This window comes from Streptomyces sp. SM10 (assembly GCF_002910915.1).
GTDB lineage: Bacteria > Actinomycetota > Actinomycetes > Streptomycetales > Streptomycetaceae > Streptomyces.
This window is the reverse complement of the sequence record NZ_NEUF01000177.1, coordinates 48,342-73,985: the sequence shown is the minus strand read 5'-3', so window position 1 is coordinate 73,985 and position 25,644 is coordinate 48,342. Positions and strand designations below refer to the sequence as shown.

The following is a 25,644-nucleotide window of genomic DNA, read 5'->3' as shown; positions in this document are numbered from 1 at the left end:
GCTGCATGCCTGGCATCACGCGCGAGGAGGTCGCCCACCTCGCCCGGCTGGCGCGTCTGGAGCTGAAGGGCGAAGAGCTCGAGCACTTCGCCGGTCAGCTCGACGACATCATCGGCGCGGTCGCCCGCGTCTCCGAGGTCGCCGACCAAGACGTACCGCCGACCTCCCACCCGCTGCCGCTGACGAACGTCATGCGCGCGGACGAGGTCCGTCCGTCGCTCACCCCCGAGCAGGCGCTCTCCGGCGCCCCGGCCCAGGAGCAGCAGCGTTTCAAGGTGCCGCAGATCCTGGGGGAGGACTAACAGCCATGACGGACATCAGCACCATCATCACGCTCACCGCGGCCCAGACCGCCGCGAAGATCGCCTCCGGCGAGCTGACGGCCGTCGAGGTCACCGAGGCCCACCTGGCCCGGATCGACGCCGTCGACGAGAAGGTCCACGCCTTCCTGCACGTAGACCGCGAGGGCGCGCTCGCGCAGGCCCGCGCCGTCGACGCCAAGCGGGAGGCGGGTGAGAAGCTCGGCCCGCTGGCCGGCGTCCCGCTCGCGCTCAAGGACATCTTCACCACCCGGGACATGCCGACCACCGTCGGTTCCAAGATCCTTCAGGGGTGGGTCCCGCCGTACGACGCGACCCTCACCACGAAGCTGAAGGCGGCCGACGTCGTCATCCTCGGCAAGACCAACATGGACGAGTTCGCCATGGGGTCCTCCACCGAGAACAGCGCCTACGGACCGACCGGCAACCCCTGGGACCTCACCCGCATCCCGGGCGGTTCCGGCGGTGGCTCCGCCGCCGCGCTGGCCTCCTTCGAGGCGCCGCTGGCCATCGGCACGGACACCGGCGGTTCCATCCGCCAGCCCGCCGCCGTCACCGGCACCGTCGGCGTCAAGCCCACCTACGGAGGCGTCTCCCGCTACGGCATGGTCGCCTTCTCCTCCTCCCTCGACCAGGGCGGACCCTGCGCCCGTACGGTCCTGGACGCGGCGCTGCTGCACGAGGTGATCGCCGGACACGACCCGATGGACTCGACGTCCATCGACGCACCGGTCCCGCCGGTCGTCGAGGCAGCGCGGGGCGGCTCCGTCCAGGGCATGCGCGTCGGTGTCGTCAAGCAGTTCGCGGGCGAGGGCTACCAGGCCGGCGTCGTCCAGCGGTTCAACGAGTCCGTCGAACTGCTGAAGTCCCTCGGCGCCACGATCGTCGAGCTGGACTGCCCGTCCTTCGACCTCGCCCTCTCGGCGTACTACCTGATCGCGCCGTCCGAGTGCTCCTCGAACCTCGCCCGGTTCGACGCCATGCGCTACGGGCTGCGGGTCGGCGACGACGGCACGCGCTCCGCCGAGGACGTCACCGCCCTCACCCGTGAGGCCGGCTTCGGCGACGAGGTCAAGCGCCGCATCATCCTCGGTACGTACGCGCTCAGCTCCGGCTACTACGACGCGTACTACGGCTCGGCGCAGAAGGTCCGCACCCTCATCACCCAGGACTTCGAGAAGGCGTTCGAGCTGGTGGACGTCATCGTCTCGCCGACGACGCCCACCACCGCCTTCCCGATCGGCGAGCGCGCCGACGACCCGATGGCGATGTACCTCGCGGACCTGTGCACCATTCCGACCAACCTCGCCGGCAACTCCGCCATGTCGCTTCCCTGCGGCCTGGCCCCGGAGGACGGCCTGCCGGTCGGGCTGCAGATCATCGCCCCCGCCATGAAGGACGACCGGCTGTACAAGGTCGGAGCCGCCGTCGAGGCCGCCTTCGTGGAAAGGTGGGGACACCCGCTGCTTGAGGAGGCTCCGTCGCTATGAGTGCAATGGCTAAGAAGGCCAAGAACTTCAAGAAGTCCAAGACCGGCGCTTACGTGTCCATGGGTACCACCGCCTTCGGTGCGCTCAGCGTCTACAAGCAGGTGAAGATGGCCCGCCAGGACAACGACACCCTCCGGCTGATCGACGCCGCCGTCTCGGCCGCCGCGATCGTCACCGGTCTGGCGATCCTCTACCGCGAACTCAAGCGTCTCGGCGACGACGACGTCCTGCTGGGCTGAGAGGGAAAGTTTCACCGTGACTGTCATTGACCTGGAGTCGTACGAGGACGCCCTCGCGACGTACGACCCCGTCATGGGCCTCGAGGTCCATGTCGAGCTGGGCACCAAGACCAAGATGTTCTGCGGCTGCTCCACCGAGCTCAAGCAGGACGCCAACTCGCAGACCTGCCCGGTCTGCCTCGGACTGCCGGGCGCGCTCCCGGTCGTCAACGAGATCGGCGTCGAGTCCGCCATCAAGATCGGGCTCGCGCTGAACTGCGAGATCGCCGAGTGGTGCCGCTTCGCCCGGAAGAACTACTTTTATCCGGACATGCCGAAGAACTTCCAGACCTCCCAGTACGACGAGCCGATCGCCTTCGACGGCTATCTGGACGTCCAGCTGGAGGACGGCGAGATCTTCCGCGTGCAGATCGAGCGCGCGCACATGGAGGAGGACACCGGCAAGTCGACGCACGTCGGCGGTGCCACCGGCCGCATCCACGGCGCCTCCCACTCGCTGCTCGACTACAACCGCGCGGGCATCCCGCTCATCGAGATCGTCACCAAGCCGATCGAGGGAGCGGGCGCCCGCGCCCCCGAGGTCGCCAAGGCGTACGTCGCCGAGCTCCGCGAGCTCATCAAGGCGCTCGGCGTCTCGGAGGCCCGGATGGAGATGGGCCAGATGCGCTGCGACGTCAACCTGTCGCTGCGTCCGCACGGCCGTGAGGCGTTCGGTACCCGCTCCGAGACGAAGAACGTCAACTCGCTGCGCTCGGTCGAGCGGGCCGCGCGCTTCGAGATCCAGCGCCACGCCGCGGTGCTGAACTCCGGCGGGACGATCGTGCAGGAGACCCGGCACTTCCACGAGGAGGACGGCTCCACCACGGCCGGCCGCATCAAGGACAACGCCGAGGACTACCGCTACTTCCCCGAGCCGGACCTGGTGCCGGTGGCCCCTGCCCGCGACTGGGTCGAGGAGCTCCGCAAGGGGCTCCCCGAGCTGCCCCGGCTGCGCCGCAAGCGGCTGAAGGAGGAGTGGGGTGTCAGCGAGCACGACATGCAGTCCATCCTCAACGCCGGCGCGGTCGACCTGATCGTCGCCACGTCGGACGCGGGTGCCCCCTCCGACCAGGCCCGCAAGTGGTGGATGGGCGAGCTCGCCCGTAACGCCAACGAGACCGGCCGCAGCCTGGACGAGCTGCCGGTCACCCCGGTGCAGGTCGCCCGGGTGGCGGAGCTCGTCGCCTCCGGCGACCTCAACGACAAGCTGGCGCGCCAGGTCCTCGAGGGCGTCCTCGCGGGCGAGGGCGACCCGGACACCGTCGTCGAGAAGCGCGGCCTGAAGGTCGTCTCGGACGAGGGCGCGCTGTCCACGGCCGTCGACGAGGCCATCGCGGGCAACGCGGCGATCGCCGACAAGATCCGCGGGGGCAAGGTCGCCGCGGCCGGTGCGCTCGTCGGCGCGGTCATGAAGGCCACCCGAGGCCAGGCGGACGCGGCGCGTGTGCGCGAGCTGATCCTGGAGAAGCTCGGCGTCGAGGGCTGATCCCCGGCACGTCCGAGGGGCGGTGCACCCGTTGACCGGGTGCACCGCCCCTTTCGCGTCCCGCGCCGGCCGGCGGCGCCGCACCGGTGCGGACGTTCACCGCCAGGCCCCGCCGCGGTCTTCCCGCAGCCATCCGGCCTGACTAGTTTCCCGCCGTAGATACGGAATCGGGAGGCTCACTTGACCACGGACATGTCACGACGGCGGCTCTTCGCGCTCGGCGGCGGTGCGCTCGGCGCCGCAGCGGCGGGATCGTTCCTGCCGCCATCGCTCCAGGCGGCCATCGCCGCGCAGCCCGTCGGCGGGAAAGCCGCTGGTGACGGGCTGGACGCCGTCGAGCATGTGGTGATCCTCATGCAGGAGAACCGTTCCTTCGACCACTACTTCGGGACGCTGCGCGGGGTGCGCGGCTTCGCCGACCGCAATGCGATCGAACTCCCCTCCGGTACGCCCGTCTTCGAGCAGCCCGGGCCGGCGGGGACCACCGTCCTGCCCTTCCCCGTACGCGGGGCCGCCGAGGCCCAGCAGAAGGACCTGCAGTACATCGGTGCCCTCGACCACTCCTGGAGCGGCGGCGCCAAGGCCTGGGCCGGCGGCTGGATGAACGGCTGGATCACCGCGAAGTCGGCCGCGACCATGGCCTACTACGACCGCCGGGACATCCCGCTGCACTACGAGCTCGCCGACACCTTCACCGTCTGCGACGCCTACCACTCCTCGATCCACACCTCCACCAGCCCGAACCGCAACCACCTGTGGAGCGGGAGGACGGGTGACGAGGCGGACGGCAGGCGGGCCGTGGGCAACGACGCCTACGACGAGGGCACCCACCCCGGATACGGCTGGGGCACCTACGCCGAACGGCTGGAGAAGGCCGGGCGGAGCTGGAAGACGTACACCGAGTGGGAGAACTTCACCGACAACCAGATCGAGTTCTTCACCACCTTCAAGGCACTCGCCCGCAAGGCGCTGGTGAACACCGGCGGGCACACCTACATGGAGTCCTTCTACGCGGCGGTGCGCGACGCCCAGGAGGCGGACGAGCGCGAGCGGCTGCTCGCCCTGCTCGACGAAGGCGTCGCCGCCCTGACGCCGGCCGAGCGCAGCCTCTTCGAGCGGGGGCTCCGCCGGGTCGGGACGGGAACGCTCGCCGACGCTTTCGCCCAGGACGTGGCGGAGGGGACACTGCCCGAGGTCTCCTACCTGGTCCCGTCGGCCGTGGACTCGGAGCATCCGAGCGTCTCCTCGCCGGTGCACAGCGCGACGATCGTCTACAAGATCCTGGACGCGCTCGGCCGGAACCCCGACGTCTGGCGGCGCACGGTCGTCCTCATCACCTACGACGAGAACGACGGCTTCTTCGACCACGTGCCGCCGCCCGTCGCCCCCGCCGAGGTGACCGAGGAGCAGTGGGAAGGCAGACCGACGGGGCTCGGGGTGCGGGTGCCGCTCCTGGTCGTCTCGCCCTGGACGGTCGGCGGCCACGTCTGCTCCGAGGTCTTCGACCACACCTCCGTGATCCGCCTCCTGGAGCGCTGGACGGGGGTGAAGGAGCCCAACATCGGCGACTGGCGCCGCCAGGTCACCGGCGACCTCACCTCCGCCTTCGACTTCACCCGCGCCCGGCGGCAGCCGGAGTCGGAGCGTCCCGCCGCGATTCCGCCGTTCGGCGGACGCTGGCAGCCGAGGCCCCCGGCCGTCCAGCGCATGCCCGTCCAGGAGCCGGGCAGCCGCCCGGCCAGGCCCCTGCCGTACCAGCCCGACGCGGAGGCGAGGCGGGTGGGCGGGGAGCTGCGGGTGGCCCTCAGCAACACCGGCAGGTCCTCCGCGCACTTCGCGCTCTACCCCTACGCGCAGGAGTTCCCGGCCCCGCAGCACCAGGACGTCGGCAGCACCGGTCGCTGGACGGTGCCCCTGACGGGTGAGGGGTACCGCTTCACGGTCACCGGCCCGAACGGCTTCCGGCGGGAGTTCGAAGGGCCGGCCGACGGCATCGCCGAGGTGGCCTCCCGCATCGACGCCCGCGAGCGCGACCTGCACCTCACACTGCGCAACAACGGCCGGCGGACACTGACCTACACCGTCAGGCCGCTCGGCTACGTCGACGAGGACGACCTGCGGGACTGGAGCCGCACGGTCAGGGTCAAGCCCGGGCGCAGCCGCACCCTCGTGCACTCCGCGGCCGACGCCCACGGCTGGTACGACCTCCTGGTGACGGCCGACGGCGAGGGCTCCTTCCGGCGCCGGCTGATGGGGCACATCGAGAACGGCAGGGCGAGCGTCACCGGCTGAGCGGGCGACTCCTCGCGGAGCGGCACGTCCGGCCGGACGTGCCGCTCCGCGAGGGCACGGCGACGGCGGCCTCCGGGGGCCGGGGTGCGGCCGCACGTGAGCGGAGCAATGGTGTGACCCTGGACACGAATGAGGCCCAGGATCACGGTTGGCTGTCAGAGTGACTGTTCTCAGGTCATGTGAGGTTTTCCATGAGTTGTCCCATGAACTTCGGATAAATCTCCACGAACCCTCAGGAGCGCCTCCGTTGGCCGCCATCGCACGCTGGTGTCTCAGGCACCGCCTCGCCGCCGTCCTCATCTGGCTGTGCGCCCTCGGGGGCGCGGCCGCCGCGGCGGGGTTCGCGGGCTCCGCGTACTCCAACGACTACGAGGTACCGGGCACCGAGTCGGGCCGCGCGGGAGAACTCCTCCAGGCAGGGTTCAAGGACCTCGGCGGCGACACCGGCACGGTCGTCTGGCACACCCCCGGCTCCACCGTCCGCGACGCCGGAGTCGAGCGGACGATGACCAGGACACTGCACACGATCGGCGCGCTGCCCGGGGTCGGCGACGTCGCCGGCCCCTACGGGACATCGGCCCAGGGACAGATCAGCGCGGACGGGAGGACCGCCTACGCCACGGTCACCTTCACCCACCGGGCCGGCGAGATCCCGCCGGAGCAGGCGCGGGCCCTGGTCGACACCGCCCGGGCCGCGGCGGGCGACGGGCTCCAGGTCGAGACCGGCGGTACCGCCGCCGCGCTGACCGAAGCGCCCTCCGTCCATCTCAGCGAGGCCGTCGGAGTGGTCGTCGCCGGGGCCGTCCTCTTCCTCGCCTTCGGTTCGCTCGCCGCCAGCCTGCTGCCCGTCGCCACCGCCCTCGTCTCCGTCGGTACGGCCTACGCCGGTATCGTGCTCCTCGGACACGTCATGACCGTCGCCGACTTCGCGCCGATGCTGGGCATGCTCGTCGGGCTCGGCGTCGGCATCGACTACGCCCTCTTCATCGTCACCCGGCACCGCCGGGGACTCCGGCGCGGCCTGTCCGTCGCCGAAGCGGCGCAGAACGCCGTCGCGACGACCGGGCGTGCCGTCGTCTTCGCCGGAGCCACCGTCTGCGTCGCGCTGCTGGGCATGCTGGTCCTGCGGCTCGGCTTCCTCGACGGGGTGGCGATCGCCGCCTGCCTCACCGTGGTGCTGACCGTCGCCGCCTCGGTGACCCTGCTGCCCGCACTCCTCTCCTTCATAGGCATGAGGGCCCTGAGCCGGCGTGAACGCCGGCGGCTCGCCGAGCACGGTCCGCAGCGGGACCGCACGACCGGCTTCGCGGCCCGCTGGTCGGCCTTCGTCGAGCGGCACCCGCGCCTGCTCGGCGCGGCGGCCGCCGCCGTCATGGCCCTGCTCGCGGTGCCCACCCTCTCCCTGCACCTGGGCACGTCCGACCAGGGCAACAGTCCCGCCGGGACGACCACCCGGCAGGCGTACGACCTCCTGGCCGACGGCTTCGGGCCCGGCGTCAACGGACCCCTGACGGTGGCCGCCCACCTGGACGGTGCGGACGACCGGCTCGCCCTGGACGGCCTGCCCTCCGTGCTGCGGGGTACCGACGGCGTCGCGTCGGTGACTCCGGTGACGTACAACGGCAGCGGCGACACCGGGTTCATCACCGTCGTCCCGGAGTCCGCGCCGCAGTCGCAGCGGACCAGCGACCTCGTCGACCGGCTGCGGCAGGACGTCCTGCCGCCCGTGGGGGACACCACCTCGCTCCGGATCCACGTGGGCGGGGTGACGGCGAGCTACGACGACTTCGCGGAGATCATCATCGGCAAGCTGCCGCTCTTCGTCGGGGTGGTCGTCGCGCTCGGCTGCCTGCTCCTGCTGCTGGCGTTCCGCTCTCTCGCCGTTCCCCTCAAGGCCGCCGTGATGAACGTGGCCGCGGTCGCCGCCTCCTTCGGCGTCGTCGTCGCGGTCTTCCAGTGGGGCTGGGGGAGCGAGCTCCTGGGGCTCGGCAGTGCGGGGCCCGTCGAGCCCTTCCTTCCCGTGATCATGGTCTCGGTGCTCTTCGGGCTGTCGATGGACTACCAGGTCTTCCTCGTCGGCCGGATGTACGAGGAGTGGCTGGAGACCGGGGACAACCGCCGGTCCGTGCGGGTGGGGCTCACCGAGACCGGCCGGGTGATCAACTCGGCCGCGGTGATCATGATCTCGGTCTTCCTCGCCTTCGTGCTCAGCGGCGACCGTGTCATAGCGATGTTCGGCATCGCGCTGGCCGCCGCCGTCGCACTCGACGCCTTCGTCCTGCGCACCCTGCTCGTGCCGGCCCTGATGCACCTGCTCGGCGGCGCGAACTGGTGGCTGCCGGCGCGGCTGGACAGGCTGCTCCCCCGCATCAGCATCGAGCTGCCGGACCGCACCGCACCGCGTGCGAAGATTCCGGGGGAGCGCGCCGACGACGCCGGCCGGCCGGCCGAGCAGCGCGTTCGCTGAGGCATCACGAGGACCGAGGAGAGCCACTGTGTTCACGGTGTCACTGGGCGAGGACGGGGCGGAGCTCCGCCCGCTGGAGCCCTGGCAGGCGGAGGAGTTCCTCGCCCACATGGACCGGGCGCGCGCCCTGGTCGACCCCTGGATCCCGTTCGCCGCCGCAGCCACGGACCTGGCCTCCGCACGGGCGCTGCTCCAGCGGTACGCGGACAAGCAGGCGGCCGACACCGGACGGCTCCACGGCATCTGGCTGGACGGCACCCTGGTCGGCGGCGTCCTCTTCCGGATATTCGAGGCGGAGAACGGCAACTGCGAGATCGGCTGCTGGCTGGAGGCCGCCGCGGAGGGCCGGGGCCTGGTCACCCGCGCGTCCCGGGCCCTGATCGACTGGGCCGTCGACGTGCGCGGCATGCACCGGGTGGAGTGGGTCGCCTCCTCCGCCAACAAGCGCAGCGTCGCGGTGGCCGAGCGGCTGGGCATGACCCGCGAAGGCGTCCTGCGCGAGGCCTACCCGTACCGCGGCACGCGTCACGACGAGGAGATCTGGGCCGTCCTGGCGCCCGAATGGCGTACCGCACGGGGCTGAGGCGCGCAGTGTTAAGGAGGTTCTCATCCGGGCCCCCTAGCGTGCGGCGCATGAAGACCTCCCCCACCCCCCCGACCACTGGCGACACCGAGGAGAAGAAGGCGGCGGACGTGACCGCCGCCGCACCTGACGTGACGACGAAGGCCGGCCCCACCGAGGACGCCGTGCCGGACGGCGTCGCACCGGGTGTGACGCCGTCGGACGTGACCGCGATGGACGTGGCCGCGACGGACGCGGCGGCGGAGGACGCGGCCACGGAGGACGGCCTGGAGGCCGACCTGGAGCCCGACCCCTTCGCCGAGGCGGAGGCCGCGGCGGCCTCCGGGGTCGGCACCGGAGCCGCGGCCCTCGTGTCCGCAGGACTCGGCATCGTCTCGCTCTCGGGCGCGTGGACCGGCCGCGTCGCCGCGGAGCGCGAGACCCTGATCGGCCAGATCAAGACCTCCGGCGGCGGCAGCGCCGCCCAGCAGATCTCCGAGATCTACGGTGACGCCTGGCACAGCACGGCCCTCGTCAACGGGCTCTTCGCGCTGCTCGCGCTGATCGTCGGCGTCTTCGTGCTGGTCCGCCCGGCCTTCGGCACCCCCTCGCTCCGCCCGCAGGCGGGCTGGGTCCGCTCCGTCGCCGTCGCGGGCATCGCGCTCGGCGTGCTCGGCGTACTGATCTCCGTGGGCATGTACTTCGACCTCTTCGTCGCCATGCCGTCCGCCGCCGCAGGAGGCTGAGGCCTCACGAGCCCGGCATGATCCAGACGAGAGGCCCTAAGGCATCCCCCACCCGGGCCTAAGGACCCCCACCCGCCGAGATGCGGCACACGCCCGATGTGGCGGCACCCCCTGGCAGACGAGAGTGGGGGCACGGCAAGAAGCCGTGCCCCCACTCTCGTTTCTCATCAGGGAGAACACCATGTACGAGTACGAACTCCACCGGATCGCCTCCGCCGAGCTGATCCGCCTGGCCCAGGAGCGGCGCACCGTCCGTCAGGCGGTGCTCGCCCGCCGCGCCCTGCGCCGTGCCGGACGGGACGACACCGAGGGGCAGGTGGGAAAGAACCGGAGCTGGTTCGTCCACGCCGCGTGACGATGGACGTCCTGCGTAAAACGGTGGCCGGGGTGTCGTACGCGTATGCGATGCTCGGCGGCGTGGAGACCAACACCGTCAGCCCCGTCTTCGTCGGCCGGACCGGGGAGCTCGCCGCGCTCACCGACACGCTCGCCCGTGCCGCCGCCGGAGAGCCCCAGGCCATGCTCCTCGGCGGCGAGGCGGGCGTCGGCAAGACCCGGCTGGTCGAGGAGTTCCTCGCGGCGGCCCGCCGCCGCGAGGCCGTCGTCGCGGTCGGCGGGTGCGTGGAGATCGGGGCCGACGGCCTGCCCTACGCCCCGTTCGCCACGGCGCTCCGGGCCCTGCGCCGCGCACTGCCGGACGAACTGGCCGAGGCACTGGCCGGGCAGGAGGGCGAGCTCGCCCGGCTGCTGCCCGAACTGGGCGAGGCCGACCGCGCGGCCAACGACGAACACGGCACCGCCCGGCTCTTCGAACTCGCGGCCCGGCTGCTGGAACGCATCTCGGCGACCCGGACGGTCGTCCTCGTCCTGGAGGACCTGCACTGGGCCGACGCCTCCACGCGGCACCTGCTCGCCTACCTCTTCCGCGCCCTGCGCAACGGCAGGCTCGTCGTGATCGCCACGTACCGCGCGGACGACGTCCACCGCCGCCACCCCCTGCGCCCGCTCCTCGCCGAGCTGGACCGCCTCCGTACCGTCCGCCGGGTCGAGATCGACCGCTTCAGCCGCGCCGAGGTCGGCCGGCAGCTCACCGGGATCCTCGCCATGGTCCCGGACCCCTCCCTGGTCGACGACATCTTCGAACGCTCCGACGGCAACGCCTTCTTCGTCGAGGAGCTCGCCCGGAGCGTGGAGTGCTGCGGCGACAGTTCCGGGCTCTCCGACTCGCTGCGCGATCTCCTCCTCGTACGCGTCGAGGCCCTTCCCGACGACGCCCAGCGCATCGCCCGGATCATCGCCGAAGGCGGCTCCACGGTCGAGCACCCGCTCCTCGCCGCCGTCGCCGGCCTCGCCGAGGACGACCTCGACGAAGCGCTGCGGGCCGCCGTCGGCGCCAACCTGCTGCTGCCTGCCCCCGACACCGACGGATACCGCTTCCGGCACTCCCTGGTCCGCGAGGCCGTCAGTGACGACCTGCTCCCCGGCGAACGAACCCGCCTCAACCGCCGCTACGCCGAAGCGCTGGAGGCCGACCCCTCGCTCGTGCGCGCCGACGAGCGCGCCGCACGCCTCGCCAGCTACTGGTACGCCGCGCACGACGCGGTCAGAGCCCTGCCCGCCGTGCTCCGGGCAGCCGTTGAGGCCAGACGGCGTTACGCGTACAACGAGCAACTCCGGCTGCTGGAACGAGCCATGGAGCTCTGGGACGACGTCCCCGACGAGGTGCGCGCCACCCTGCGGCCCCTCGACCACGCCGAGGCCTACCCGGGCTGCGGCTGCGAGCCGGGCGACCCGCTGCGCTATCTCGACCTGATGGCCGAGGCCACGGTGGCCGCCCGCTTCGGCGGTGACCGCGAACGGGCCCTGCACATAGCGAAGAAGGCCCTGCGCATCCTGGACGGAGACGGGGACCCGCTGCGCGCGGCGTGGTTCTGGGTGCAGCGCTCCCTCCTCATGCAGAGCCTCTCCCGGGGCGACGGCCGGCAGGAACTGGCCACCGCCGAGGACCTGGTGCGGGGACTGCGGCCGTCCGTGGTGCACGCCGACGTCCTCGCCGCCGTCGCGAGCTGGGGCGCCCTGCACCGGCCGGGGCCCGAGACCCTCGTGGCGGCCGACCGGGCGGTGGAGTACGCACGGCTCGTCGGCGAGGAGTCCATCGAACTGCACGCCAGGCTCACCCGGGGCTGGCTCACCATCGACGCGGGCGACGTCGAGGAGGGCGTCGCCGAGATGTACGCCGTCCGCGACCGTGCCGAGGAACTGCACCTGGTGGGCGTCATGAGCCGCGCCGCCGTCAACCTGCCCTCATCGCTCGAATCCTGCGGCCGCTCCCTGGAGGCGGTGGCGGCCGCCGACCACGGCATCCGGATCTGCCACAGCCACGGGGTCCCCGAGTCCGAGGCCTGGACACGGGCCAACCAGGCACAGTCGTACTACTCGCTGGGGTACTGGAAGGAGAGCCGGGCCGCCGCGGAGGCCGCGGCCCCGCTGGCCCGGTCCCGCAAGTCGAACGCCCTGGTGGCCGCCCGCCGCACCGACCTGGCCCTGGCCACCGGGAACTTCGAGGAGGCCGAGGAGCAACTGGCCCTGAACCGACGCCATCTCGGCCACGACCCGCAGCCGCAGCACCTGATCTGCCCCGTCCGGCACTCCATGGTCCTCGCGGCCCGCAAGGGCATGCTCTCCGAGGCGCGGGCCGCGTTCGAGGCGCAGTCCGACATCGGGCTGCCGCCGGGAACCCAGCGGTACTCCCTGCCGCTGCTCCACGCCGCCGCCGCGATCGAGGCCGACGCCCGCGGGCTGCCCGCCACGGATCCAGGACGGCCGGCGATCCTGGAGCGGATACGCGGCCACCTCAGGCCACTGCCCATGCTGGTGCCCGTCTGGGCCGCCTACGGGCTGCTGATCGAGGCGGAACTGGCCCGGGCGGAAGGGGCGGACACCCCGGACCACTGGTGCCGGGCCGCCACGGCCTTCGCCCCGCTCCAGCGCCCCTACGAACTGGCCCAGATCCGCCACCACCAGGCGGAGGCGATCCTCACCGCCTCGGGCGACCGGACACCGGCGGCGGGACTTCTCCGCGAGGCCCACGCCGTGGCGCTACGGCTCGGCGCCCGGCCACTCGTGGAGAGCATCGAGCTGCTGGCCGGCCGCGCACGGATCGTGCTCGCCGCCCCGGACGCCGCCGCCGGGCACGAGGCCGACCAGCCTGCCGAGCCGGTCCCGGCGGTGGACGCGATCGAGTCGTTCGGGCTGACGTCACGGGAGCAGGAGGTGCACCGTCTGGTCGCGGCGGGATACACCAACCGCCGGATCGCGGAGGAGCTCTACATCTCCCCGAAGACGGCGAGCGTGCACGTCTCCAACATCCTCGCCAAGCTGGGCGTCTCCAGCCGGGGAGAGGCCGCCGCGCTCGCGCACCGCTTCCGGCTGTACGTGGCCGCATGAGACGCCCGTCCGGACCGGTCCGGAGCAGAGCGGCGTGAGACGCCCCGCCGGCCCGGGCCCGAGCGGTGGAGCCGTCTGCCCATGCCCGCCGGGCCCCGTCCGGACCGGCTGAGCCACCTGCCCTGCCGGGCCCGACCCGGTGGCGTGGCGGATCCGGGAGGTGCCTCAAGCGCCGGGAGGGAGCTGTCCCCGTGATTCCTCGCCCGCCCCGGGCCGGCCCTCCGCGGCCCCCGGTGCCGGGCGGTGGACCGTCACCTTTCCCGAGGTGAGGTCTATCGGGCCCCGCGCGGGGTCACCGACTCCCAGATCCACCCGGCTCAGCTCCAGCCGCTTTTGCTCCTCGGCCGTGTGCTTACGGCCCGGAGCGAACAGCTCCTCGAAGAAGTTGAACACCTGCTGTGCTCCCTCCGACTTCGTCCTGCCGGACCCGGTGGCCGGACCTGAGCGGACCTCCGGCTGCCGACTACCGCACCTTCAACAGCAGGATCCGGTCGTCGCCCGACGTGGGACTCCCGCGGCCGTCCGTGTTGCTCGTGACCAGCCACAGCATGTCGCCGCCCGCGGCGAGCACCGTGCGCAGACGGCCGTACTTCCCTTCCAGGAACGCCTGGGGAGCCGCCAGAGGTTCCCCGTCGGCCTTGCCCGACAGGGGGATGCGCCAGAGCCGCTCGCCCCCGAGCCCCGCCATCCAGATCGACCCCTGGACGTACGCGATGCCGCTGGGTGAGGCCTCGGAGGTCTTCCACTGGGCGACCGGGTCGACGAATCCGGACTCCCCCTTCCTGCCCTCGACGTCGGGCCAGCCGTAATTCCTGCCCGGCTCGATCCGATTGAGCTCGTCCCAGGTGTTCTGGCCGAATTCCGCCGCCCAGAGCTGCTTGCGGCCGTCCCAGGCCAGACCCTGCACATTGCGGTGCCCGTACGAATAGACCAGCGAGTCGGCCTCGGGATTGCCGTGCACCGGCTCGCCGTCGGGCGTCATCCGGAGGATCTTGCCCGCAGGCGACGACGTGTCCTGGGCGAGACCCGTGTCACCCGTCTCGCCCGTGCCCGCGTACAGCATGCGGTCGGGTCCGAACGCGATCCGCCCGCCGTTGTGGACGGCCCCCTTGGGAATGCCCCGCAGGATGGTGTCCGGGGCACCCAACTGCTGGCCGGCAGGCTTCTTCTCGTCGTACTGGAGGCGGACGATGCGGTTGTCCGACTCGGTGGTGAAGTAGGCGTAGACCAGATGGTCCGCGCCGTAGGTCGGGGCGACGGCGAGGCCGAGCAGACCGCCCTCGCCCTCCGGTGCGACCCCCGGCACCGAGCCCAGCAGGGTCTTCTTGCCGCTCTCCCCGTCGATCCGGGTGATGGTCGCCTCGTCACGCGAGGAGACCAGCAGGTCGCCCCCGGGCAGGGCCGCGAGACCCCAGGGAGAGGCGAGCCCCTCGGTCAGGGTCTTCACCACCTCGACGGAGCCCTTGGCCGGCGGCAGGTCCGCCGAGGGGCTCGCCGAGGCCGGGGGAGCCGATGCGGCGCCCGCGGACGAGGAGGCGCGCCCGCCGGCCGCCGGGCCGTCGCCGGACGAGCAGGCGGACAGCAGGAGGGAGGCCGAGGCGAGCAGGGCCACCACCCCCTTGCGCAGAGCGGGAGTTCGCACAGCACCGATCCTTTCGACGGTCGCACCACTACTGTTCCTACACCGCAGCTCCGTCGCGGGTTCCCGGTCTCCGCCCATTCTCCCGCCGGGCGGTCAGTCCCACGACCCGCGGGCCGGCGGGAGTGCGGCGATCTCGGCCAGATCCCGGTCGGTGAGCGCCAGCCCCGCCGCTCCCGCGTTCTCCACGGCCCACCGCTCCCGTTTCGCACCGGGCACGGGCACCACATGGCGCCCCTGCCGCAGGACCCAGGCGAGGGCCACCTGCGCCGGTGTGGCGCCGTGCCGCTCCGCGACCCTGCGGAGCCCCGCCACCACCGGCTGGTTGGCCGCCATCATCTCCGCGGTGAAGCGGGGGTGCCTCGCCCGGGGATCGTCCCGTTCGAAGCCCTGGCCCGGCTTGAGGGTCCCCGTGAGATAACCGCTGCCCAGCGGCATCGCCGCCAGCACGCCCACCCCCCGGGCCGCGCACCACGGCAGCAGGTCCTCCAGAGCCTGGGGCGACCACACGGAGAGCTCCGCCTCGACCGCGCTGACGGGGAAGACCTGCTGCATCCGCTCCAGTTGCCTGATGGTCCCGTCGTGCATCCGCGCCCCCGGCCCGCGACCGGCGCGGGCACCCACCGCGCAGAGCCCCAGCGACCGCACCTTGCCCGCGGTCACCAGATCAGCCATGGCGCCCCAGGTCTCCTCCACCGGAATCTCGGGATCCGCCCGGTGCAGCTGGTAGAGATCGATCACGTCGGTCTGGAGGCGCCGCAGCGAGGCGTCACAGGCCCGGCGTACATAACCCGGACGGCCGTTGGCCACGATGTGCTGATCGCCGACCAGCAGACCGCACTTGGTGGAGAGGAAGGCCTCGGAGCGGCGCCCCTTGAGCGCCCGCCCGACGAGCAGCTCGTTGGTGAACGGTCCGTACATGTCGGCGGTGTCGAGGAGTCGGACGCCCGCGTCCAGCGCGGCGTGCACGGTCCGCACCGAGCGGTCACCGCGCTGCTGCGACGTGTTGTAGGCCCAGCTCATCGGCATACAGCCCAGCCCGACCGCGCCCACGGACAGCGCCGCCGCACCGATAGTCCTGCGCTCCAACTCCCCGAACCCTCCCTCGGTCCCGTGATCACGGGGCCCCAGCACCCCAAAGTAACCTCTGCGGTCCCGGGGCCTTCGCATAGCCTCCTGACCATGACTTCTGCATCCACCACCGACGTATGGCTCCCGTTCGCCGCCGATGAGGTCGACGGCCTCCCCGAGGGTCTCAACTACCGTTTCTGGGACGGAGGCCGGGAGTACCCGGCGGACCCCTCCGACTGCGCCTTCTACGTCGTCCCGTACATGAAGGGACCGGAGGTCGCGGTCCGTCCCCTGAAGGGGATGCACGCGGTCCAGGTCGTCCAGACCCTCTCCGCCGGCATCGACCACGTGGAGCCCGGGCTCGGTCTGCTGCCCGCGGGGGTGCGGCTGTGCAACGCCAAGGGGGTGCACGAGGCCTCGACCGCCGAGCTCGCCCTGGCTCTGGTCCTCGCCTCGCTCCGCGGGTTCCCGGGCTTCGTGCACGGCCAGGACAAGGAGGAGTGGCGGTCCGGCTTCTACCCGGCGCTCGCCGACAAGTCCGTCCTCGTGGTGGGTTACGGATCGATCGGCGCGGCCATCGAGGACCGGCTCGAACCCTTCGAGTGCGCGCGGGTGGTGCGCGTCGCGCGCTCGGCACGGGCAACCGAGCGCGGCCCCGTACACGCGATCGAGGAGCTTCCGGCCCTGCTGCCCGAGGCCGACATCGTCATCCTGTCGACTCCGCTGAACCCGTCCACACAAGGGCTGGTGGGCCCCGGCTTCCTCGCCGCGATGCGGGACGACGCCCTGCTCGTGAACGTCGCACGGGGCGCCGTCGTCGACACCGAGGCCCTGCTGTCCGAACTCGAGTCCGGGCGTCTGCGGGCCGCACTGGACGTCACCGACCCCGAACCCCTGCCCGCCGGCCACCCGCTCTGGCATGCTCCCCGCACACTGATCACACCCCATGTGGGAGGCAGCACCTCCGCGTTCCTGCCCCGGGCCAAGCGGCTGCTGGCCGGACAGCTCACCCGGTTCGCCGCGGGAGAGCCGGTCGCCAACCTCGTCCTCACGACCGGCTGACCACGCTCCGGAGCCGCTCGGCCGCTCCCCGTCCCGCCAACACCCCAGGTGGTCACGGAGAGTAGAGAAGCTATGTCCCTGAGTGACGACTCTGGTGTATCGTCCACAAGAGGGCAGCGTCGTGGAAGGGGCGGCGCCGGGAGCAAGCGCAACGCGAGGGGGGCGACGGGCGATGTTCGGCCAGTGGAGAGACGATCCGACGCGGCAGGGCGGGCAGGAGAGGCCGGCGGCGGCGAGGGCGCCGGGACCTGCCCGCGGAGCGCACCGGTGAGCGCCCTCGGGACCCTGCTCTCCCGGCAGTCGTCCTCCGGGCGGACCGTGGGGCTGCGCTCCCAGCTCGTCCTCGCCACCGTCTGCGCCGGATACGGCCTAGGAGCGGCCTGTGGCTGGGGATCTCCCGGAGTCGCCCTGTTCATGGGCGACTTCGGCCTCAGCGTCGCGGCCCTGATCGCCGCCGTGTCGTGCTTCCTCTACGCGCGCACCGGCGGCAGCCGCTTCCGGCCCGCCTGGCTCCTCTTCTCGCTCTCCTCGGCCATGGCCGCGGGAGGCAACGCGGTCTGGGGGTGGTACGAGGTGGTGCTCGGGCGCCCGGTGCCCACCCCCTCGCCGGCGGACCTCTTCTTCCTCTGCTTCGCGCCGCCCGCCATCGTCGGGCTGCTCGTCCTCGCGAAACGGCCCGTCACACGCGCCGGCTGGGTCTGCCTGGTGCTGGACGCCTGGCTGATCGGCGGATCCCTGCTGACGCTCTCCTGGAGCCTCGCGCTGGCCCACACCGCCCACCTCGCGAACGCCGCGGGGGAGAGCGTGGCCAGGGCGGCCCTCTCGCTGGCCTACCCGCTGCTGGACATCGTGCTGGTCTCCATGGTCCTCGCGCTGCACTTCCGGCGGGTCAACATGAACCGCTCCGCGGTCAACACCGCCATCGCCGGCCTCGCCCTGACCGTGGTGTGCGACGCCCTGTTCACGGCCCCGCTGCTGCGCTCGGCGTACCACTCGGGCCAACTGCTGGACGCGGGCTGGTTCGCCGGTTCCCTGATCCTCGCGTACGCCCCCTGGGGGGCCCGCCGCGGTCAGGACAACGCTGTCGAGGCCCCCGCCCCCGAGCCCCGTGCCCTGAGTCGCCCCATCGCCGGGTCCCTCGCCGCGCTCACGCCCTATCTGGCCGCGGCGGTCTGCACCCTGGGCATCCTGTACAACGTGGTGGAGGGCCGCAGGGTCGACCGGGTCGTGGTGCTCACCGGCTGCACGGTCGTGCTCGCCCTGGTGCTGCGGCAGGCCATCATGCTCCTCGACAACATCGCGCTCACCCAGGAACTGGCCCAGAAGGAGAACCACTTCCGCTCCCTGGTGCAGGGCTCCAGCGACGTCATCATGATCGCCGAGCCCAGCGGGGTGCTCCGCTACGTGAGCCCCGCGGCGGCCGGTGTCTACCGCCGTGACGCCGAGGACCTCGTCGGTGCGGAGCTCTCCTCGATCATCCATCCCGACGACCTCGGCGGGGTGGTCCACGCGTTGCGGCGCTTCCTCGCCGCGCCCTCCCGCGAGGAGCCGACCACCCGGATCGAGTGCCGCTTCCGTTCGGGCAACGGCGACTGGCTCCACGTCGAGTCCACCGTCAACCGCCACGAGGGCGGCCTGCTGCTGAACAGCCGCGACGTGACCGAGCGCGTCAGGCTGCAGGCACAGCTCCAGCACAACGCCGAACACGACCCGCTCACCGATCTGCCCAACCGCGCCCTGTTCACCACCCGGGTCGGCCAGGCGCTCGGCGGCCGCAGGGCCGGCGACCCGGGCACCGCCGTGCTCTTCATCGACCTCGACGGCTTCAAGGCGGTCAACGACTCCATCGGCCACCAGGCGGGCGACGAGCTCCTCGTCCAGGCCGCCCGCCGCCTCCAGGAGTCCGTGCGCGCCTCGGACACCGCGGCACGCCTCGGGGGCGACGAGTTCGCCGCCCTCATCGTCGGCGACGGCACCCGGGACCAGGCCGCCCGGGAGTGCCAGGTCCACGAGATCGCCGACCGGCTGCGCCTGCGGCTCTCCCAGCCGTACCGGATCGGGACCGGCGAGGTCCGGGTGGCCGCTTCCATCGGGGTCGCCTTCGCCGAGCCCTCCATCACGCCCAAGGACCTCATGCGCAACGCCGACCTCGCCATGTACCGGGCGAAGGCCGGCGGCAAGGACCGGGTCGAGCTGTACGCCCCCCAGATGCAGGCCGACGTCGTACGCCGCTCCGAGCTCGCGGCACGGCTGCGCACCGCCCTGCGCGACGGTGAGTTCGCCCTGCTCCACCAGCCCGTCGTCCATCTGGCCAGCGGCACCGTCGCGGCCGTCTCCGCCCAGGCGCGCTGGCGCTCCTCCCAGGGCATCCTGTTCACCCCCGCCGAGTTCCTCCGCGTCTCCGAGGACAGCGACCGTGCCGCCGAGCTCGGTACCTGGCTGCTGGAGGAGGCCGTCGAGCAGGCCGCGGACCGGTTCGGGGCCGGTCATCCGGTCCCCGTCTCCGTGCGTGTGTCGGCCGCCCGGCTCCTCGACCGGGCCCTGCCCCCGGGCTCCGTCGAGGCGCTCCTGACCCGGCACGGGCTGCCCTCCGGCGCTCTCATGATCGAGGTGGCGGACAGTGACCCGCGGATCTCCTTCGACGAGCTGGAGCAGCGGCTGGTCGCGCTGCGCCGCCTCGGGGTCCGGATCGCGCTCGACGGCTTCGGCAGCGGGTACGCCGCCGTCAACGCCCTGCGCCGGCTCCCCATCGACGTACTGAAGCTGGACCGCTGCCTCGTGGAGGGCGTCGTCGAGTCGGCGAGGCTTCACAAGATCACCAGTGGGCTGCTGCGCATCGCCGGCGATCTCGGTATGCAGTCCGTGGCCGACGGGGTGGACGTGCCCGAGCAGGTGCGTGCGCTCCGTGCCATGGGGTGCACCCATGGGCAGGGGATGGCCTTCGCGGGCCCGCTGGACGAGTACAGGCTGCGTCGCACGCTGATCCGGGGGAAGTACCCCGTCCCGGGCGTCGGTCCGTCCGCTCAGCCGGTGCTGGCGGGTGGCGCGATCCCACTCCAGAGCCGCTCACATGATGAGACTGCCGTCCCACCCACTTGACACCGCAGCGTGCCGGAGAGAGGGTCAATGCCATGCGCACCCGAATTCTCGTACTTGGAAAGCGCGTCGGCTGAAGCAGGGTCACTCATGGACACCTTGCAGACCGCACCGGCGCGCTCCCCTCGCTTGCCTCACGGCACGAGGGGTTTTTTGTTGCACCGGGACCTGTCAAAACCCCGCAAAAACACCGCATAAACCCTCAGCTTCGAGAAGAGAATGCCGATGACCGAGCAGGCCACCGGGGCCCAGCACCCGCAGCCGCGGGCCCGTAACGGCGGACCGTCCTCCGCCTCCGTTGAGCACCTCACGGGCGCGCAGTCCCTCATCCGTTCTCTCGAGGAAGTCGGGGCCGACACCGTATTCGGCCTCCCCGGTGGCTGCATCCTCCCGGCGTACGACCCGCTGATGGACTCCACCCGGGTCCGGCACGTCCTGGTCCGCCACGAGCAGGGGGCCGGTCACGCGGCCACCGGCTACGCGCAGGCCACCGGCAAGGTCGGCGTCTGCATCGTCACCTCGGGCCCCGGCGCGACCAACCTGGTCACCCCGATCGCCGACGCGGCCATGGACTCCGTGCCCATGGTCGCCATCACCGGCCAGGTGGCCTCGGCCGCCATCGGTACGGACGCCTTCCAGGAAGCCGACATCTGCGGCATCACCATGCCGATCACGAAGCACAACTTCCTGGTCACCCGCGCCGAGGACATCGCGCACACGGTCGCCGAGGCCTTCCACATCGCCTCCACCGGCCGCCCGGGACCCGTCCTCGTCGACATCGCCAAGGACGCGCTGCAGGCGAGGACCACCTTCAGCTGGCCGCCGTCGATGGACCTGCCCGGCTACCGGCCGGTCACCAAGCCCCACGCCAAGCAGATCCGCGAGGCCGCCAAGCTCATCGCCCAGGCCAAGCGCCCGGTGCTGTACGTCGGCGGCGGCGTCATGAAGGCCGGCGCGACCGCCGAGCTGAAGGTCCTGGCAGAGCTCACCGGAGCGCCCGTCACCACCACCCTGATGGCGCTCGGCTCGTTCCCCGACAGCCACCCGCTGCACGTGGGAATGCCCGGCATGCACGGTTCGGTCACCGCCGTCACCGCGCTGCAGAAGGCCGACCTGATCGTCGCGCTCGGGGCCAGGTTCGACGACCGTGTCACCGGCAAGCTGGACAGCTTCGCCCCGTTCGCCAAGATCGTCCACGCGGACATCGACCCGGCCGAGATCGGCAAGAACCGCGCCGCCGACGTCCCGATCGTCGGCGACGCCCGCGAGGTCATCGCCGACCTCGTCCAGGCGGTCCAGGCCGAGCACACCGAGGGCAACACCGGCGACTACACCTCCTGGTGGAAGGACCTCAACCGCTGGCGCGAGACCTACCCGGTCGGTTACGACCTGCCCGAGGACGGCAGCCTCTCGCCGCAGCAGGTCATCCAGCGCATCGGCGAACTCGCCCCCGAGGGCACGATCTTCGCGGCGGGCGTCGGCCAGCACCAGATGTGGGCCTCGCACTTCATCCAGTACGAGCAGCCCTCGACCTGGCTCAACTCCGGCGGCGCCGGGACCATGGGGTACGCCGTCCCGGCGGCGATGGGAGCCAAGGCGGGCATGCCCGACCGCGCCGTCTGGGCGATCGACGGCGACGGCTGCTTCCAGATGACCAACCAGGAACTCACCACCTGCGCGCTCAACAACATCCCGATCAAGGTCGCGATCATCAACAACGGCGCCCTCGGGATGGTCCGCCAGTGGCAGACCCTGTTCTACAACCAGCGGTACTCCAACACCGTGCTGCACTCCGGCCCGGACGCCGACGGCAACGCCGCCAGGGGCACCCGCGTGCCCGACTTCGTCAAGCTGTCCGAGGCCATGGGCTGCTACGCGATCCGCTGCGAGGACCCGGCCGACCTGGACAAGGTCATCGCCGAGGCCAACGCGATCAACGACCGCCCGGTCGTCGTCGACTTCATCGTCCACGAGGACGCCATGGTGTGGCCGATGGTCGCAGCCGGCACCTCCAACGACGAGGTCATGGCAGCGCGCGGCGTCCGCCCCGACTTCGGCGACAACGAAGACGACTGAGAGACAGAGAGAGACCGACTCCATGTCCAGTAAGCACACCCTCTCCGTCCTGGTCGAGAACAAGCCGGGTGTCCTCGCCCGGATCACGGCCCTGTTCTCCCGGCGCGGCTTCAACATCGACTCGCTCGCGGTCGGTACCACCGAACATCCCGACATCTCACGCATCACCATTGTCGTGAACGTCGAGGGCCTGCCCCTGGAGCAGGTGACCAAGCAGCTCAACAAGCTGGTCAACGTCCTGAAGATCGTCGAACTCGAGCCCACCGCAGCGATCCAGCGGGAGCTCGTCCTGGTGAAGGTCCGCGCAGACAACGAGACCCGCTCCCAGATCGTCGAGATCGTCCAGCTGTTCCGCGCCAAGACCGTGGACGTCTCCCCGGAGGCCGTCACGATCGAGGCGACAGGGGGCGCCGACAAGCTGGAGGCCATGCTCAAGATGCTCGAGCAGTTCGGCATCAAGGAGCTGGTCCAGTCCGGCACCATCGCCATAGGGCGCGGCGCGCGCTCGATCACCGACCGTTCCCTGCGCGCACTCGACCGCACGGCGTAACCCTCCGGACCCCTCGCCGCTCGTATGGCGAGACCCGGCAACGAACCCCACGCTCCCCGCCGTACGGTGGGACGCAACACCTGCACACCAAGGAGAAGACCCAGTGGCCGAGCTGTTCTACGACGACGATGCCGACCTGTCCATCATCCAGGGCCGCAAGGTCGCGGTTCTCGGCTACGGCAGCCAGGGCCACGCCCACGCGCTGTCGCTGCGTGACTCGGGTGTCGACGTCCGTGTCGGTCTGCACGAGGGCTCGAAGTCCAAGGCCAAGGCCGAGGAGCAGGGCCTGCGCGTGGTCACCCCGTCGGAGGCGGCGGCCGAGGCCGACGTCATCATGATCCTCGTCCCGGACCCGATCCAGGCCCAGGTCTACGAGGAGTCCGTCAAGGACAACCTCAAGGACGGCGACGCGCTGTTCTTCGGCCACGGCCTGAACATCCGCTTCGACTTCATCAAGCCGCCGGCCAACGTCGACGTCTGCATGGTCGCCCCGAAGGGCCCGGGTCACCTGGTCCGCCGCCAGTACGAGGAAGGCCGCGGCGTCCCGTGCATCGTGGCCGTCGAGCAGGACGCCACCGGCAAGGGCCTGGAGCTCGCCCTCAGCTACGCGAAGGGCATCGGCGGCACCCGCGCCGGCGTCATCAAGACGACCTTCACCGAGGAGACCGAGACCGACCTGTTCGGTGAGCAGGCCGTCCTCTGCGGTGGCACCGCCGCCCTGGTGAAGGCCGGATTCGAGACGCTGACCGAGGCCGGCTACCAGCCGGAGATCGCGTACTTCGAGTGCCTCCACGAGCTGAAGCTCATCGTGGACCTCATGTACGAGGGCGGCCTGGAGAAGATGCGCTGGTCCATCTCGGAGACCGCCGAGTGGGGCGACTACGTCACCGGCCCGCGCATCATCACGGACGCCACCAAGGCCGAGATGAAGAAGGTCCTCGCCGAGATCCAGGACGGCACCTTCGCCAAGAACTGGATGGCCGAGTACCACAACGGTCTGCCCAAGTACAACGAGTACAAGAAGGCCGACAGCGAGTCCCTGCTGGAGACCACCGGCAAGGAGCTCCGCAAGCTCATGAGCTGGGTCGACGACGAGAACGCCTGAGTTCTTCGCCGGGGGCAGGTCCGCACGGGCCCGCCCCCGGCGCAAGGCCGGCCTCACACCCCGTGTCACTGCGGGGAGAGGAGGGTGGCAGGAGACGGCGCCGTACGTCTGTACAGACCGTCCACCCCGTGCGGGTGATCCTTCCACCGGGGCGCAGCCGATGCCCGGCCGCATGACTACACTTCTCAACACATACACGCGTCAGGGCCCACAGTGTCGTGCGTCTTCCACGCGGCTAGCCCCTCCACCGCCTGCGGCCGTCGGGACGGCCGTCCGCACTGGACTTGTGAGGACTCACGTGAGCTCGAAACCTGTCGTACTCATCGCCGAAGAGCTGTCGCCCGCCACGGTCGACGCCCTGGGTCCGGATTTCGAGATCCGGCACTGCAACGGCGCGGACCGCGCCGAACTCCTCCCCGCGATCGCCGACGTCGACGCCATCCTGGTGCGCTCCGCGACCAAGGTCGACGCCGAGGCCATCGCCGCCGCGAAGAAGCTCAAGGTCGTCGCCCGTGCCGGCGTCGGTCTGGACAACGTCGACGTCTCCTCGGCCACCAAGGCCGGCGTGATGGTCGTCAACGCCCCGACCTCCAACATCGTCACCGCCGCCGAGCTGGCCTGCGGTCTGCTCGTCGCCACCGCGCGCAACATCCCGCAGGCCAACACCGCCCTGAAGAACGGCGAGTGGAAGCGCTCCAAGTACACGGGTGTCGAGCTCAGCGAGAAGACCCTCGGCGTCGTCGGCCTCGGCCGCATCGGCGTGCTGGTCGCCCAGCGCATGTCGGCCTTCGGCATGAAGATCGTCGCGTACGACCCCTACGTGCAGCCCGCCCGCGCCGCGCAGATGGGCGTCAAGCTCCTCACGCTGGACGAGCTGCTCGCGGTCTCCGACTTCATCACGGTGCACCTGCCCAAGACCCCCGAGACGCTCGGCCTGATCGGTGACGACGCGCTGCACAAGGTGAAGCCCTCGGTGCGCATCGTCAACGCCGCACGCGGCGGCATCGTCGACGAGGAGGCGCTCGCCTCCGCCCTCAAGGAGGGCCGGGTCGCCGGCGCCGGTCTGGACGTGTACACCAAGGAGCCCTGCACGGACTCCCCGCTCTTCGAGTTCGACCAGGTCGTCTGCACCCCGCACCTCGGTGCCTCCACCGACGAGGCGCAGGAGAAGGCGGGCGTCGCCGTCGCCAGGTCCGTCCGCCTGGCGCTCGCCGGTGAGCTCGTGCCCGACGCGGTCAACGTCCAGGGCGGGGTCATCGCCGAGGACGTGCGTCCGGGCCTGCCGCTCGCCGAGAAGCTCGGCCGGATCTTCACCGCCCTCGCGGGCGAGGTGGCAGCCCGGCTCGACGTCGAGGTCTACGGCGAGATCACCCAGCACGACGTGAAGGTGCTCGAACTCTCCGCGCTCAAGGGTGTCTTCGAGGACGTCGTCGCCGAGACCGTCAGCTACGTCAACGCCCCGCTCTTCGCTCAGGAGCGCGGTGTCGAGGTGCGCCTGACCACCAGCTCCGAGTCGCCGGACCACCGCAACGTGGTGACCGTGCGCGGCACCCTGTCGAGCGGCGAGGAGGTCGCGGTCTCCGGCACGCTGGCCGGCCCGAAGCACCTCCAGAAGATCGTCGCGATCGGCGAGCACGACGTGGACCTGGCGCTCGCCGACCACATGGTCGTCCTGCGGTACGAGGACCGTCCCGGCGTCGTCGGCGCGGTCGGCAAGATCCTCGGCGAGGCCGGGCTGAACATCGCCGGCATGCAGGTCTCGCGCCAGGACGCGGGCGGCGAGGCTCTGGTCGTCCTCACCGTGGACGACACGATCCCGCAGTCGGTCCTCACCGAGATCGCCGACGAGATCGGCGCCGCCTCGGCGCGTTCGGTGAACCTCACCGACTGATCCACTGCGTCACACGGCCGCGCCCGGCCGACGGATCCTGATCCGTCGGCCGGGCGCGGCCGTTTG

The 25,644-nt window shown here is 71.5% G+C and carries 19 protein-coding genes; 16 read left to right on the top strand and 3 right to left on the bottom strand.

The features are described 5' to 3' along the window. Nucleotides 1-5 precede the first annotated feature (5 nt). The 10 genes from gatC to B9S57_RS29625 all read left to right on the top strand — a co-directional run bounded on the left by gatC (nt 6) and on the right by B9S57_RS29625 (nt 13,088). Nucleotides 6-302 carry an Asp-tRNA(Asn)/Glu-tRNA(Gln) amidotransferase subunit GatC gene (gene gatC, locus B9S57_RS29665; protein WP_014153935.1) on the top strand — a complete coding sequence of 99 codons (297 nt, stop codon included), beginning with the start codon at nt 6-8 and terminating at the stop codon, nt 300-302. 5 nt (nt 303-307) lie between these two features. Beyond that, the gene (gatA, locus tag B9S57_RS29660) at nt 308-1,810 is read left to right on the top strand and encodes an Asp-tRNA(Asn)/Glu-tRNA(Gln) amidotransferase subunit GatA (protein ID WP_103760256.1); all 1,503 of its coding nucleotides are present in this window, start codon (nt 308-310) and stop codon (nt 1,808-1,810) included. Further along, nucleotides 1,807-2,049, top strand: coding sequence for a hypothetical protein (locus B9S57_RS29655; RefSeq protein ID WP_014153933.1), 243 nt, complete (start codon nt 1,807-1,809; stop codon nt 2,047-2,049). Before gatA ends, B9S57_RS29655 begins: the two co-directional genes overlap by 4 nt. Nucleotides 2,050-2,065: 16 nt before the next feature. After that, nucleotides 2,066-3,574 (top strand): Asp-tRNA(Asn)/Glu-tRNA(Gln) amidotransferase subunit GatB, encoded by a 1,509-nt coding sequence (gatB, locus tag B9S57_RS29650; protein WP_103760255.1) that lies wholly within the window; start codon nt 2,066-2,068, stop codon nt 3,572-3,574. 180 nt (nt 3,575-3,754) lie between these two features. After that, entirely contained in the window at nt 3,755-5,866 is a 2,112-nt protein-coding gene (locus tag B9S57_RS29645; protein ID WP_103760254.1) for a phosphocholine-specific phospholipase C, read from the top strand. Between the two features lie 247 nt (nt 5,867-6,113). Continuing rightward, on the top strand, nt 6,114-8,333 hold the full coding sequence (locus B9S57_RS29640; RefSeq protein WP_103760253.1) for an MMPL family transporter: 2,220 nt from the start codon (nt 6,114-6,116) through the stop codon (nt 8,331-8,333). Nucleotides 8,334-8,361: 28 nt separating this feature from the next. Next, nucleotides 8,362-8,916 (top strand): GNAT family N-acetyltransferase, encoded by a 555-nt coding sequence (locus B9S57_RS29635; RefSeq protein WP_103760252.1) that lies wholly within the window; start codon nt 8,362-8,364, stop codon nt 8,914-8,916. Between the two features lie 50 nt (nt 8,917-8,966). Next, entirely contained in the window at nt 8,967-9,641 is a 675-nt protein-coding gene (locus B9S57_RS29630; protein WP_374935994.1) for a hypothetical protein, read from the top strand. A gap of 181 nt (nt 9,642-9,822) precedes the next feature. Continuing rightward, nucleotides 9,823-9,996 carry a hypothetical protein gene (locus B9S57_RS34755; protein WP_181011526.1) on the top strand — a complete coding sequence of 58 codons (174 nt, stop codon included), beginning with the start codon at nt 9,823-9,825 and terminating at the stop codon, nt 9,994-9,996. A gap of 2 nt (nt 9,997-9,998) precedes the next feature. Next, nucleotides 9,999-13,088 carry a helix-turn-helix transcriptional regulator gene (locus B9S57_RS29625; protein WP_103760250.1) on the top strand — a complete coding sequence of 1,030 codons (3,090 nt, stop codon included), beginning with the start codon at nt 9,999-10,001 and terminating at the stop codon, nt 13,086-13,088. Between the two features lie 165 nt (nt 13,089-13,253). Here the strand turns inward: B9S57_RS29625 and B9S57_RS29620 are convergent, their stop codons facing one another. From B9S57_RS29620 to B9S57_RS29610, 3 genes are all read right to left on the bottom strand, one after another. Further along, nucleotides 13,254-13,481, bottom strand: coding sequence for a DUF6191 domain-containing protein (locus B9S57_RS29620; RefSeq protein ID WP_103760249.1), 228 nt, complete (start codon nt 13,479-13,481; stop codon nt 13,254-13,256). Between the two features lie 70 nt (nt 13,482-13,551). Next, nucleotides 13,552-14,730 carry a sorbosone dehydrogenase family protein gene (locus B9S57_RS29615; RefSeq protein WP_103760248.1) on the bottom strand — a complete coding sequence of 393 codons (1,179 nt, stop codon included), beginning with the start codon at nt 14,728-14,730 and terminating at the stop codon, nt 13,552-13,554. A 93-nt stretch (nt 14,731-14,823) separates the two neighbouring features. After that, nucleotides 14,824-15,780, bottom strand: a complete 957-nt coding sequence (locus B9S57_RS29610; RefSeq protein ID WP_181011533.1) for an aldo/keto reductase — start codon at nt 15,778-15,780, stop codon at nt 14,824-14,826. Between the two features lie 129 nt (nt 15,781-15,909). Between B9S57_RS29610 and B9S57_RS29605 the strand changes: the two genes are divergently transcribed. The 6 genes from B9S57_RS29605 (at nt 15,910) to serA (ending at nt 25,578) form a co-directional block, all read left to right on the top strand. Further along, nucleotides 15,910-16,860 carry a 2-hydroxyacid dehydrogenase gene (locus B9S57_RS29605; protein ID WP_103760246.1) on the top strand — a complete coding sequence of 317 codons (951 nt, stop codon included), beginning with the start codon at nt 15,910-15,912 and terminating at the stop codon, nt 16,858-16,860. A 267-nt stretch (nt 16,861-17,127) separates the two neighbouring features. Next, nucleotides 17,128-19,959, top strand: coding sequence for a bifunctional diguanylate cyclase/phosphodiesterase (locus B9S57_RS29600; RefSeq protein WP_103760245.1), 2,832 nt, complete (start codon nt 17,128-17,130; stop codon nt 19,957-19,959). 216 nt (nt 19,960-20,175) lie between these two features. After that, on the top strand, nt 20,176-22,032 hold the full coding sequence (locus B9S57_RS29595; protein ID WP_103760244.1) for an acetolactate synthase large subunit: 1,857 nt from the start codon (nt 20,176-20,178) through the stop codon (nt 22,030-22,032). Nucleotides 22,033-22,054: 22 nt separating this feature from the next. After that, a complete protein-coding gene (gene ilvN, locus B9S57_RS29590; protein WP_103760243.1) occupies nt 22,055-22,582 on the top strand; it encodes an acetolactate synthase small subunit in 528 nt (175 codons plus the stop codon). A gap of 103 nt (nt 22,583-22,685) precedes the next feature. Continuing rightward, nucleotides 22,686-23,687 (top strand): ketol-acid reductoisomerase, encoded by a 1,002-nt coding sequence (ilvC, locus tag B9S57_RS29585; RefSeq protein WP_103760242.1) that lies wholly within the window; start codon nt 22,686-22,688, stop codon nt 23,685-23,687. Between the two features lie 298 nt (nt 23,688-23,985). Continuing rightward, nucleotides 23,986-25,578 (top strand): phosphoglycerate dehydrogenase, encoded by a 1,593-nt coding sequence (gene serA / locus B9S57_RS29580; protein ID WP_103760241.1) that lies wholly within the window; start codon nt 23,986-23,988, stop codon nt 25,576-25,578. Nucleotides 25,579-25,644 lie beyond the last annotated feature (66 nt).